This window comes from Pseudomonas sp. microsymbiont 2, assembly GCF_054788395.1.
On the sequence record NZ_CM139112.1, the window covers coordinates 3,075,351 to 3,087,355 of the forward strand.

The 12,005-nt window shown below is 67.4% G+C and carries 10 protein-coding genes and 2 pseudogenes; 6 read left to right on the forward strand and 6 right to left on the reverse strand.

The features are described from left to right. Window positions 1–70 precede the first annotated feature (70 nt). The 6 genes and pseudogenes from ACYUME_RS13810 to ACYUME_RS13835 all read right to left on the reverse strand — a co-directional run bounded on the left by ACYUME_RS13810 (window position 71) and on the right by ACYUME_RS13835 (window position 5,628). On the reverse strand, window positions 71–634 hold the full coding sequence (locus ACYUME_RS13810) for a DUF3156 family protein (protein WP_460415136.1): 564 nt from the start codon (window positions 632–634) through the stop codon (window positions 71–73). Next, entirely contained in the window at window positions 615–2,114 is a 1,500-nt protein-coding gene (locus ACYUME_RS13815) for an APC family permease (RefSeq protein WP_279888469.1), read from the reverse strand. The genes ACYUME_RS13810 and ACYUME_RS13815 overlap by 20 nt, the downstream gene beginning before the upstream one ends. Window positions 2,115–2,310: 196 nt before the next feature. After that, a pseudogene (locus ACYUME_RS13820) lies at window positions 2,311–2,601 on the reverse strand (methyl-accepting chemotaxis protein); the annotation flags it as partial. Further along, window positions 2,602–3,291, reverse strand: a pseudogene (locus ACYUME_RS13825) (PAS domain-containing protein); the annotation flags it as partial. It abuts the pseudogene before it with no gap. Between the two features lie 81 nt (window positions 3,292–3,372). Then, window positions 3,373–4,299, reverse strand: a complete 927-nt coding sequence (locus tag ACYUME_RS13830) for a p-hydroxyphenylacetate 3-hydroxylase reductase component (RefSeq protein WP_460415138.1) — start codon at window positions 4,297–4,299, stop codon at window positions 3,373–3,375. Window positions 4,300–4,458: 159 nt separating this feature from the next. Then, a complete protein-coding gene (locus ACYUME_RS13835) occupies window positions 4,459–5,628 on the reverse strand; it encodes a p-hydroxyphenylacetate 3-hydroxylase oxygenase component (RefSeq protein WP_460415140.1) in 1,170 nt (389 codons plus the stop codon). 287 nt (window positions 5,629–5,915) lie between these two features. Here ACYUME_RS13835 and ACYUME_RS13840 point away from each other — a divergent pair, with 287 nt between their 5' ends. From ACYUME_RS13840 to ACYUME_RS13865, 6 genes are all read left to right on the forward strand, one after another. Next, window positions 5,916–7,403, forward strand: a complete 1,488-nt coding sequence (locus tag ACYUME_RS13840; RefSeq protein ID WP_460415142.1) for an aldehyde dehydrogenase family protein — start codon at window positions 5,916–5,918, stop codon at window positions 7,401–7,403. 2 nt (window positions 7,404–7,405) lie between these two features. Then, window positions 7,406–8,065, forward strand: coding sequence for a helix-turn-helix transcriptional regulator (locus ACYUME_RS13845; protein ID WP_460415144.1), 660 nt, complete (start codon window positions 7,406–7,408; stop codon window positions 8,063–8,065). A 76-nt stretch (window positions 8,066–8,141) separates the two neighbouring features. Next, the gene (locus ACYUME_RS13850) at window positions 8,142–8,960 is read left to right on the forward strand and encodes a molybdenum cofactor biosynthesis F family protein (RefSeq protein WP_460415146.1); all 819 of its coding nucleotides are present in this window, start codon (window positions 8,142–8,144) and stop codon (window positions 8,958–8,960) included. Continuing rightward, on the forward strand, window positions 8,957–9,748 hold the full coding sequence (locus ACYUME_RS13855; protein ID WP_460415148.1) for an SDR family NAD(P)-dependent oxidoreductase: 792 nt from the start codon (window positions 8,957–8,959) through the stop codon (window positions 9,746–9,748). The genes ACYUME_RS13850 and ACYUME_RS13855 overlap by 4 nt, the downstream gene beginning before the upstream one ends. Next, the gene (locus ACYUME_RS13860) at window positions 9,745–10,512 is read left to right on the forward strand and encodes an SDR family oxidoreductase (protein WP_460415150.1); all 768 of its coding nucleotides are present in this window, start codon (window positions 9,745–9,747) and stop codon (window positions 10,510–10,512) included. Before ACYUME_RS13855 ends, ACYUME_RS13860 begins: the two co-directional genes overlap by 4 nt. 177 nt (window positions 10,513–10,689) lie before the next feature. Next, window positions 10,690–12,003: an alginate export family protein gene (locus tag ACYUME_RS13865; RefSeq protein ID WP_460415152.1), complete on the forward strand. Its 1,314-nt coding sequence runs from the start codon at window positions 10,690–10,692 to the stop codon at window positions 12,001–12,003. Window positions 12,004–12,005 lie beyond the last annotated feature (2 nt).

Consider the following 12,005-nt stretch of genomic DNA (forward strand, 5'->3'; position numbering starts at 1 on the left):
TCAACCTGGCGCGATGCCTGTGGGAGCGGGTTTATCGGGGCGCTACAGGATACGCAAGGATGGGTTGACTTCAGAGATCGCGCAGGGTGCCTGCCAGCGCGTCGAACGCCTGCCAGAGATGCTGGCGCTGCTCAGTGGCGAGGGGGATGTAGCGACGGAACGCAGGCACCCGGTTGACCACCTCGCTGGCGCCCATGTGCTCCAGCGTCACCTGCCACTGGCCGTCGCGGCAGTCGATGGCCAGGCGCTTGAAGTCCAGGGGCATGAGCATGGCGTGGACCGCTGCCAGGCGTGCCTGCAGCATCTCGAACAGGGCCTGGTCGCCACTGCGCAGTCGGCAGGCAACACCGGTACGCCGCAGCGCACCGGTGTGATGCAGTTCGGCACGCAACGTGCCCTGGCCGCGAGCAGGCACGCGCAGGATGAACTCGCACATCACCAGATGCATCAGCAGGTGACTCTCGGTACGTTCACGTACTTCGATCTGCGGGCCATCCTTGCGGTAGGCAAAGCGTGCTCCGGATTGCAAATCCGTCAACCCAAGATTGCGCCGCAGCCGCGCCAGGGTCGCACCCGGCCGGTATCCGGCCGGGGCGCGTGGGCGGGTCAGACGCTCAAGCCAACTTGCCGACATGCTGCACCTGCGTGTTGTGAGACTGACCCGGTTCGGCGGCGAATTCCTTCTCCAGCACGTCCTCGACCCGAGCTGGCCGGAACGGATTGACCTTCTGCACGCACAGCGTCCAGAACAGCGCATAGGCGGCGGTAGCGCCGAGCATCACGGCGAACGGCACATAGACATCGGCAGGATCCATGCCCGGTGGGGTGATGAACCACATGCCCAGCAGGATGCCCACGCTGGAGACGATCTGCGGCAACGGGAACAGCGGCGAACGATAGGCGCGCGGCAGGTCCGGACGACGGATGCGCAAGATCACCACCGACAGGGTCACCAGCAGGTAGGCCGTGCTCCAAGCACATACCGCCGCCAGCACCAGGTGCAGGATGTTGTCGGTGTTGCCGCCCAGGTACCAGGCGTGCAGGCACGGGATCAGCGCCACCACCAGGATGCACAGCAGCGGCGTCTTGAAGCGTGGGTGCAGGTAGGTGAAGACCTTGGGCAAGGCCCCGTCCACCGCCATGCCGTAGAGGATGCGCGGCACCCCGGCCATCAGCGTGTTGATGGTGGCGGCCCCGGCGAACAGGAAGCCGATGCCCAGCCACACCGGGCCGATATCGCCCATCACCTGCTCGGCGAAACGCGGGATCGCCATGGGCGTGTCCAGCAGGTGCACGCCGTTGGCGGCGTCGAGCACGACGTTTTCCACCTGGCGCTTCATCGCCGCGCCGTAGATGAACATGCAGCTGGCCACGCCGAACAGGCCCAGGGCCATGGCCTTGGGCATCACCCAGGCCGAACGGCGCAGCTCCGGTGCCAACGGGGTGACGAATTCGCAGCCGACGAACATGAACATGGCCATGCCCACCAGCGACAGGATGGTCATCAGGTCGGTGCCGACCAGCGACACACCGAACGGCCCTTCCAGCGCCACCGCGGGCGCGGCGATCAGCCCCAGCACGCCGAACACCATCAGCGTGGTCCACATGCCGAAGGTCAGCACCACTTCAGCGCGGCCGAAGGCGCTGACACCGAACGCATTGAGCACGCCGAACACCAGCACGAAACCCACCCCCAGCAGCCAGGAGCCGCCGGCCGATTCGGCCAGGGTATTGAGGTGTTCGAAGTTCACCAAGGCCATGACCCCGGAGAGGATGGTCTCGGCGGTGCCGGCGAACACGTGCACGATCAGGTAGGCCGAGAGGGTGCCGGTGATGGCGAAGAAGCGGCCCAGGCCGCAGTTGATGTAGTCGTAGACCGAGCCGGTGGTCGGCAGGATCGCCGCCGCCTCGGCGAAGGTGGTCGACTGCGCCAGCATCATTACCGCCGCGATGACCATGGCCACGGCGAAAGCGCTGCCGCCAATGCCGAAGCCCATGGTCGCGGTGAGGATCACGGGGCTTGCCATGATCAGGCCGACGGTGCTGGCCAGCGCGGTGGGAAAGCCAACGCTGCCACGGTTGAGGTGCTCGGTGAGCTTATTGTTGATTGTCATGGGTGGGCCCTGGGTGGACGAGGGAAAGATGACCGCTTGCCGGGCGCGCCGCAAGTGCTGGCGATCGCCGCGAGTTCGGTAAGGGTGTTTGCCCCGCGATGGGCTCAACACCACTACCCGATCACTTTGACGTTCCCCGCCACAGCGGTCTTGCCACTGCCTGCCGCCCTGCTTGTTGCTGGCTGCCAGTTCAGCCCTGCAGCATCGCCTGGATCTGCTGGGTGGCCTGGCGCGTGCTGGCCGCCAGCTTCTTCACTTCATCGGCCACCACCGAGAAGCCGCGCCCCACCTCCCCGGCCCTGGCGGCCTCGATGGCAGCGTTCAACGCCAGCAGGTTGGTCTGCTCAGCAATGCCGCGAATCACCCCCACCGCCGTGGCGATACGGGCATAGGTGGCCTGGTTGTGGGCCTGCAATTGCTGGTGGCTGGCCTGGGCGTCGCGCTCGTCGCTGATGTCGCGGACCGCGCCGAGCACCCGCACCAGCACGCCCTGTTCGTCGCGTACCGCGCGGCCCCGTTCGCGGCACCAGATGTAGCCACGGCGCTTGTGCCGCATGCGGTACTCGAACACATACTCGCCGCTGGCCTGGGCGCCGAGAATCTCGCGGTCGAACACCGCCATGATCGCGGCCAGGTCGTCGGGGTGAGTGATGCTCACCTGGGCGTCCCAGCCATCGGCCAGCTCCTGGGGGCCATAGCCCATCACGGCGCGAAAGGCATCGGACAGGCGCATGCGACTGTGCGTGTGATGCACCTCGCCATGGGCCACCTCGATGTCCCAGGTACCCTCGGTGAGCGTGGTTTGCAGCAGCGCCCAGAAATGGCTTTGCCGCCGATGCGCCTCACTGGCCTGAACATGCTCGTCGAGCTGTTCGCGCAGCGCCGCGCACTCGGCCTGCAGCCGCTGCTGTTCGGCCACCTGCTGCGCCCTGGCCTGCTGCTGGCGCTCCAGCGCCTGGGCCAATGCCTGCAACTCGTCGCTCGCCTGTTGCAACTGCCGGGCCTGGGCCTGGCGCTGCCGTTCCAGGTCCTGGAAAGCCTGCAGCAGCGTCGGGTGCTGGCGCACCTCGACCAGACTCTCGGCAATCTCGCCCTGGCCAAACCGCGCCAGCGCCTCGCTCAGCGCGCCTACCCACCGATCACTGCGAAACAGCATCCGCGCCCCCTTCATGGCCATGGACAAAAGCGTCAGTTCAGCCGATTCGCAGGATGCGGTCTTGCGTGCGCCTGCCGCCGCCTTGATCCATGCTGCCAGGGATCAGCTGGCAATGATGGCCTTGAGCACCGTCCTGAAGGTCTCCAGCTGCGCCTCGCTGAACTGGCCGAAAACCTGCTCCTGTTGCACCTGGGCGATCTGCCAGAGGTCCTCGGTCTGCTCGCGCCCGGCCTCGGTCAGGCACACCCGGCCGTTGTCGTCGGTCACCAGCCCTTTGTCGGTGAGGTTGACAATCGCCTCGCTGACTTCACGCTCCGGCATCGCCACTTCGCGCAGCAGGTCCGCCGGGGCCAGGCCAGCGTCGTGCTCGAGCACCATCAGCATGCGCGCCTCGCTGGTGCGCAGGCCCGTGGCCAGTTGCCGCGGCTGGTAGCTGTGCTGGTAGCTGCGCAGCGCCTGGGTCATCAAGTAATACAGGTTGTGCCGCAGACGCCCCTGGAAGTGGCTGATGGGCGCTGCGCCTTCCGTGCGGCGGGTCATGCGTGTATGCGGCAGGACCATCGAGTAGGCCCCTTGGTGATAGAGCAGTGGCGAACGCCCCAGGTCGTCGAAGGCCAGCACCCGGCCAATCAGGATCCAGTGATCGCCGCCATCGAGCTGCTGGAACTTCTCGCAGATAAAGCGCGCCGCGCAGCCCAGCAGCAGTGGCGCGCCGCCTTCGCCGGTTTCACAGACGATACCGGCGAAACGGTCTTCGCTGGGGCGGGCGAAGGTGTTGGACAGCTCGATCTGGTCGGCGGCCAGCACGTTCACGGCGAAATGGCCGGCGGCCTCGAACACCGCATGGCTGCTGGAGCGCTTGTCGATGCTCCAGAGCACCAGCGGCGGGTCGAGGGACACCGAGTTGAAGCTGTTGGCGGTGACGCCGACCCGGCGCCCCGAGGCATCGGCGGCAGTGATCACGGTGACGCCGGTGGCGAAATTGCCGAGGGCGCGGCGAAAGGCACGGCTATCGAAGGGAGTGGACATGCAAGGCTCCATCATTGTTGTTGGACTGGGCTGGATCGGTTTGTGAGAGCGGGCTTGCCCCGCGATCACATCAGGCGCGTCGACCGGGGTGCCTGGTCGAGCGCAATCGCGGGGCAAGCCCGCTCCCACGTTGTGCCAACCCTGTTCATCGGTTGCAGCTCAGGTCATCGCCGGATCCGGCTCCAGCCCCATCAGCTCGCGGCCAAGAATCTGCGCGCAGACGTCATAGTCGGTGTAGGCATGCGCCCCGGTCATGTGCGCGTCGCGGAACAGTCGCTGCATCTCGTTGCTGTCGAACCACGCGCCACCGCCAGCGGCCTCCATCAGCCGGTCCACGGCCTGGATGCACAGCTTCACCGCATACCCCTGGTTGGTGCGCCAGTAGGTCAGCTCGGTGCGGGTCGGGTATTGGTGGCGGGCGCTGTGCTCGGCGATCTGCTCCCAGCTCTTTTCCAGCAACGCCCTCGCCGCGGCCACCTGGTGGGTGGACTCGGCCAGGCGCATCAGCGCCGGGGTGGCAGCGCCCACGGCGGCCCCGGTGTAGGCGCGCACGCGGTTGCGGGTCTTCTCCTTGAACGCCTCGAGCATGCGTTCGGCGATACCCAGGCTGACCGTGGAGAACCCGCTGGCGAAGTACGGTCGGTACGGATTGAAGTAGATGGCGCTGTCCGGGTACAGCCCAAAGCCCGCCGACTTGCCTTCCATCATGTCCTTGGCCTTCTGGATGCGATGCTCGGGCACGAAGGCACGCTCGACGACCAGCGTGCGGCTGCCGCTGGCGCGCATCCCGGCGGCGAACCAGTCGTCGCGGATCTGGTAGTCGCTGCGCGGCAGCACGGCGAAGCAGTAGTCCTGGCCACCCTCGGGATTGGTCCTGCGAAAGCCCATGATCGCCCATTCGGCATGGTCGCAGCCGCTGCTCCAGCCCATCTCGCCACTGAACAGCACGCCGCCTTCGACCTCTTCGGTCTGCCCGAACGGCGCGATGCTGCTGCTGGCGGTGGCATCCGGGTCAGCGCCCCAGATCTCGTCCTGCAACCGCGCCGGAAACATCGCCAACTGGTGGCTGTGGGTGCACAGCAGGCTCATGGCCCAGGCGGTGCTGGCACAGGCGCCGGCCAGCGTGGCGATGCATTCGGCGAACTGCGGCAGGCTGATTTCCAGGCCGCCGTAGTGCCTGGGCAGGAACGCCCGGTGCAGGCCGATGGCCTTGAGCGCGGCGATGTTCTCGGCGGGCATGGTACGCTCACGCTCGGCCTGCTCGGCGCGGGCGGCGATGGCCGGCAGCAAGGGCTTGAGGTCTTCGAGCAGGAAGTTTGGCTTTTTCATGGTCTGGCTCATTGTTATTGGACCCTGGCGAGCCTTGCCTTCGATGCTCGGCTCACTGATGAATGCCGGGTCAGTATGGGAGCCGTGGTCGAGACGGAAAATGCAACTTCCGCACCTCGCATTGCACTTTTCGTGGCGCCTGGCAGGCAGGGTCATGGGGGCGGCATGGGCAGACAAGATCGCCATCGTGTCGCGCTTTAAGCTGGGGGAAATCGGGCCGCGACGCGGCCCATCGCGGGGCAAGCCCGCTCCCACGAAGCCCTCGGCAAACCACCCGGAGCCCTGCCATGAGCGACATCGCCCTCCTCCCCAGCGTCAGCGCCTTCCTGGCCCGCGACCACGGTCTGTACATCCATGGCGCAGCGATCGCCAGCCAATCCACCGCCCGCATCACCGTGCACAACCCGGCCAACGGCGAAGCCATCGCCCAGGTCGCCGATGCCAACCTGGCCGACGTCGAGCGCGCCGTCGAGTCGTCCCGCCAGGGTTTTGCCAACTGGTCACGCACCAGCCCCGCCGCCCGCGCCGCGGTGTTGTTGCGCCTGGCCGACCTGCTGGAGGCCAACCGCGAGGAACTGGCCCAGCTGGAAACCCTGCAATCGGGCAAGCTGATCGGCATCGCCCGCGCCTTCGAAGTGGAACAGGCCGCGCACTTCCTGCGTTACTACGCCGGCTGGGCGACCAAGATCACCGGCCAGACCATCACCCCGTCGCTGCCCTCCTTCGCCGGCGAGCGCTACAGTGCCTTCACCCTGCGCGAGCCGGTGGGCGTGGTGGTGGGCATCGTGCCGTGGAACTTCGCCACCATGATCGCCCTTTGGAAACTGGCCTCGGCCCTGACCACCGGTTGCAGCATCGTGCTCAAGCCCAGCGAGTTCACCCCACTGACCCTGCTGCGCATCGCCGAGCTGGCCAGCGAGGCCGGCCTGCCGCCGGGCGCGCTGAATGTGCTGACCGGCGGCGGCCTGGTGGGCAAGGCGCTGGTCGAGCACCCCGGCACCGACAAGGTATCGTTCACCGGCTCCGTGCCCACCGGCATCGCCGTCGGCCAGGCCGCCATGGGCGCCAAGCTGACTCGCGCGACCCTCGAGCTGGGCGGCAAGAACGCGGTGGCGTTCCTGCCCGACGTCGCCCTCGACAAGGCCGTGGACGGCATCATCGAAGCCGGCTTCCTGCACAGCGGGCAGATCTGCGCCGCGGGCGAGCGCTTCTACGTCCATCGCTCGCGCATCGAACCGCTGCTCGAAGCGCTGTCCCAACGCTTGGGCCAGCTTAAGATCGGCTCGCCGCTGGACGAAACCACCCAGTTCGGCCCGGTGGCCAACAAGCCGCACCAGCAAAAGCTCGGCGAGCTGTTCGCCATTGCCCGCGCCGAGGGCAACCGTATCGTCCATGGCGGACGTCTGGGCGACGGCCCCGGCTGTTTCGTCGAGCCCACCGTCATTCTCGCCAATAGCGCGGGCGACACCTTGCTCAACCAGGAAACCTTCGGCCCGGTGGCGACCTTCCTGCCCTATGACGACGAGGACGAGTTGCTGCAATTGATGAACGCCTCGCCCTATGGCTTGAGCGCGAGCCTGTGGACCAACGACCTGGGCAAGGCCATGCGCCTGATCCCGGAAATACAGGCCGGCACCCTGTGGGTCAACATGCATACCCTGCTCGACCCGGCGGTGCCGTTCGGCGGCATCAAGGCCTCCGGCATCGGCCGCGAGTTCGGCTCGGCCTTCATCGACGACTTCACCGAGCTGAAGTCGGTGATGATGCGCTACTGACCATGGGCACCGCCACCCATGACCTGGGGCGCTACTGCCTGCAGGCCTTCAGCCAACAGGTGCCGGCCTCGCTGGCGGCGTTCTACCGTGTCGATGCCGAGCAGCAGGCCTGCGACTTCCTGTTGCAGGACCTGCAGGCGCCGATGCATGCCCGCTACCTCGAGCACTATCGGGCTTTCGACCCACTGCAGCCCGCGCGCTGCCAGGCCATCGGTCACCCGGTGGTGTCGCTGCGCCAGGGCCTGGCCTGTCTGCCAGCGGCCCAGGGCCACACCTACCGGCGCTTTCTGGCGCAGCACCAGGTGGTGGACGTGGTGGAGATCATCGCCCAGGTCGATGGGCGCCCCGTGGCCGGCGTCTCCTTGCTGCGGTGCGCCAGCCTCGGCGAATTTCGCGGCGATGAACTCGCGCGTCTGCTGCCGCTGCACGGCCTGATGCAACTGGCGCTGGCCAGCGAGCCGGCAATCAGCCGGCCCGCCTCGGTCGAGCTGACCCCACGCGAACGACAGATCGCCGAACTGCTGCGCCAGGGCAGCAGCAACAAGCTGATCGCCCGCGCCTTGGGCGTCGGCCTGCCGACGGTCAAGACCCACCTGATCAACCTGTTTCGCAAGGTCGGCGTGGGCAACCGCACCGAACTGGTGGCCAGCCTCTACTTGTGACTCAACCTTCCGGTTGATACCGCCCCAAGACTGTCTCTTGCACCCTGTGGCCATCCCAACCACAGGAGTCACCACCATGCCGAACCAAGCCGACTGGATCACCGTGGGCGCCCTCGCCGAAGGTTTCGCCCCGAACGCCTTCATCCTGCCGCAACTGGCCGATCTGTCCGGGCGCACGCTTACCCTGCACTTCGCCAACGGCTGGATCATCGAACACCGCTTCGACAGCGAGCGCCTGCATTGGCAGGCGGCTGACGGCCACAGCACTGGCAGCGCCGAGTACCGAGCGAGCTCCGTGCGGCCTGGCATCTATCTGGTCGATTTCCTCAAGCACGAGGCGGGCCAGGCCTGGTCGGTATCGCTGGTGCTGGACACCTCGAGCCAAGCCTTCACCGCCGTGCTCGGCCGTCTGCCCGACCAGGCACGCACCCAGCGTGGCCTCTACGAGCTGGCCCTGGCCGGCGAGGCGCTGACCGGCGTCGAAGCCCGCTTCCTGCACGGCAGCCTCGACCGCCCGTGGCAGAACGGCGCCTGCCCGCACACGCCGACCACCGAGCTGGTTGGCCTGCGCAACCACTACCGCTACAGCCCCACCGAGGAATACGAGCACATCTACCTCAACGCCGACCACTACAGCTGGCAATGCCTCAAAGGCGTCGAGCAGGGCCTGTGCGACACCGACCGGGCGTACTACTACAAGATCGCCGAGCAGCTGTACCTGTTCGTCTGGTGCGAAAAGATCGTCCCGACCCTGGGCCTGGTGATGATCGACCTGGCACGGCACCGCAGCGACGGCAAGATCTTCGGCTACCAGGGCGGCGGCTTCGATGCCCTGGCCAACTTCCCGGTATCGTCCCACTGCCGGGTGCTCAACCGCACGGAGCACCTGCCGTGAGCCGCAGCGTGCTGATCACCGGGGCCGGCAGCGGCATCGGCGAAGCCTGCGCCCTGCGCCTGGCCAGCCAGGGCTGGCAGGTGGCGCTGGTAGGCCGCCGCGCCGAGGCACTGGAACGCGTCGCGCAGGTATGCGGCGGCCTGGTGCTGGCTGGTGATGCCGCGGACAGCGCCACCTGGGCGGGTTTCATCGAGCAGGTGCGGGCCCGCTTCGGTGGCCTCGACGCGGTGATCGCCTGCGCTGGCGGCCATGGACTGGGACGGGCCGACCAGACCAGCGACGATGCCTGGCGCGAGGCCCTGCGCAGCAATCTCGACAGCGCCTTCCATACCGCTCGCGCCTGCCTGCCGCTGCTGCAAGCGCGGCGTGGCAGCCTGGTGCTACTGGGCTCCATCGCCTCGCTGGCCGCCGGCCCCGAGGTCTGCGGCTACACCACCGCCAAGCATGCTCTGGTCGGCCTGACCCGCTCGCTGGCCCGCGACTACGGGCCACTCGGGGTGCGGGTCAACTGTGTGTGCCCAGGCTGGGTACGCACGCCCATGGCGGACCAGGAAATGCAGCCATTGATGGCGCATTACCAGGAGGATCTCGACGCTGCCTACCGCCGAGTCACCGCTGACGTGCCGTTGCGCCGCCCGGCCAGCAGCGTGGAGATTGCCGCCGTGTGCCAGTTCCTGATCAGCGCCGAGGCCAGCATCGTCACCGGCGCGGTCATCGCCGCCGACGGTGGCTCGACCGTGGTCGACGTGCCGACCCTGGCGTACGCCCGCCTGGAGCAGCCCGTATGAGCGCGCGCTACGACTTCGAAGGCGCCACGGTGCTGGTCACCGGCGCGGCAGGCGGGATCGGCCAGGCCATTGTCGAGGGGTTTGCCCTTGGCGGGGCTCGAGTGCTGGCGGTGGACCTCGACCCGGTGGCCTTGCGACGTCTTGTCCAGGCACAGGCCGGGCGAGGTCATCCGGTCCAGGCCCATGCCCTGGACCTGGCCGACCACGCGGCGATCACCCAACTGCTGACCGGGCTCGAACGCCTGGATGTGCTGGTGCACAACGCCGCCTACTTCCCGCTCACGCCGTTCGCCGAGATCGACCCTGTGCTGTTGCGGCGCACCCTGGCGGTCAATCTGGAGGCATTGTTCTGGCTGACCCAGGGCGCCTTGCCGCTGTTTCGCCGCCAGGGTGGCGGTTGCGTGCTGGCCACCTCCTCGGTGACCGGTCCGCGGGTTGCCTACCCGGGGCTCAGCCACTACGCCGCGTCCAAGGCCGGGGTCAACGGTTTCATCCGCAACGCCGCGCTGGAACTGGCGCCGCTGAACGTCAGGGTCAATGGCGTGGAGCCGGGGATGGTACGCACACCGGCCATGGGCAATCTCGGGGATGCGGCCGTGAATGCGCGTATCGCGGCCGCCGTGCCCCTGGGGCGGTTGGGGGAGCCTGCGGATATCGCCGCGGCGATGCTGTTCCTGGCGTCCGACGCCGCCCGCTACATCACCGGCCAGACCCTGGTGGTGGACGGCGGCGCGACCTTGCCTGAAAGCGCCGCGAACCTTTGATGGCAAGCCTCGTGGGTGCGGACCAGCCACCTGCACTGGCGGCTACGTGCAAGCCGTCTGGCAGCCACGGGCAAGACCGCCCCCACCGTTCCACGCGCTAATAACCCGTCACCTTCGACACCTGCCTCCACAACGACGCGGCACTCAAGACCGCACACAACAAACGAGGATCGATCCATGCGTCTCACCCCACGTCGCACCGCCCTGGCCACCGCCCTGGCCGTGCTGGTCCATGGCCAGGCCAGCCCAGCCTACGAGCTGTACGCCGATGATGACAGCCACCTGAACGCCGATCTGCTGGCGGTCTGGGGCATGTTCAACAGCCGTCACAACTACGACGGCACCCAGGGTGGCTCGACCTGGCGCGAAGCCTTCATCAAGTACGGTCTCAGCGGCGACCAGGGCCTGGCCGGCAACGGCACGCTTTATGGCGCTTTCAACTGGGTCAGTTCCGGTGCCTGGGGCGACGGCGACGCGGGCGGCAACCAGGACGGCTCCGAACGCACCACCAAGATCGAGGATGCTTACCTGGGCTGGCGCTCGGGCGACCTGTTCCCGCTACTGGGCAAGGATGGCGTGGACATCTCCGGCGGTCGCCAGGTGATCCAGCTGGGCACGGGTTTTCTGATCAACGACGACGGCCCCAACCTCGGCAAGGGGCCGGCCGATGGCCACCTGAACCGGGGTGGCGGCTTCTACCTGGGCGCGCGCCATGCCTTCGACCGCACGGCGGTGCTGCGCCTGGGCGGCAAGGAGGGGTTGCACGGCAGCGTGCTGTGGCTCAAGTCCGACAACCGCGCCCAGGCCGAGACCGAGCTGGCCGCTGGCACCCTGGACTACAGCCACGAGCTGGGCACCCTGGGCCTGACCTACATCCACGGCATCGACGTGGCCGATCAATGGGCCAGCGAGTTCCAGAAGGCCAGGGAAGGCATGGATGTCTACAGCCTGCGCGGCGAGGGCAATGCCGGCCTGGAAAACACCCGGCTGGCCTTCGAGTACGCCTGGCAGGACACGCGTGGCGGCAACGAGAGCGCCTGGTACGCCGAGACCGGCTACACCTTCGCCGACGCCCCCTGGGCCCCCCAGCTGACCTACCGCTACACCCGCTACTCGGCAGGCTGGGACCTTTTGTTCACCGGGCTGTCCAGCGGCTACGGCACGTGGATCCAGGGCGAGGTCGCCGGCAACTATGCCGGGCCGTTCAACACCAACAGCGGCATCCACCATGTCGGCCTGAAGGCCACGCCACGGGACGACCTGACCGTCGGCGCGCTGTTCTTCGATTTCAATACCGTGCGCACCCGCGACACCCTGAACCTCGACGCTCAGGAGCTGGATCTGTATGTGGAATGGGCGGTCAATGAGCACCTGATCGTCACCCCGCTGCTGGGGCTGTTCAAACCGCGCAAGGATCAGAGCAATGGCGGCAACCAGGTGGGCAGTGGCACCAACGTTTACAGCCAACTGACGGTGGCGGTGCCGTTCTGAAG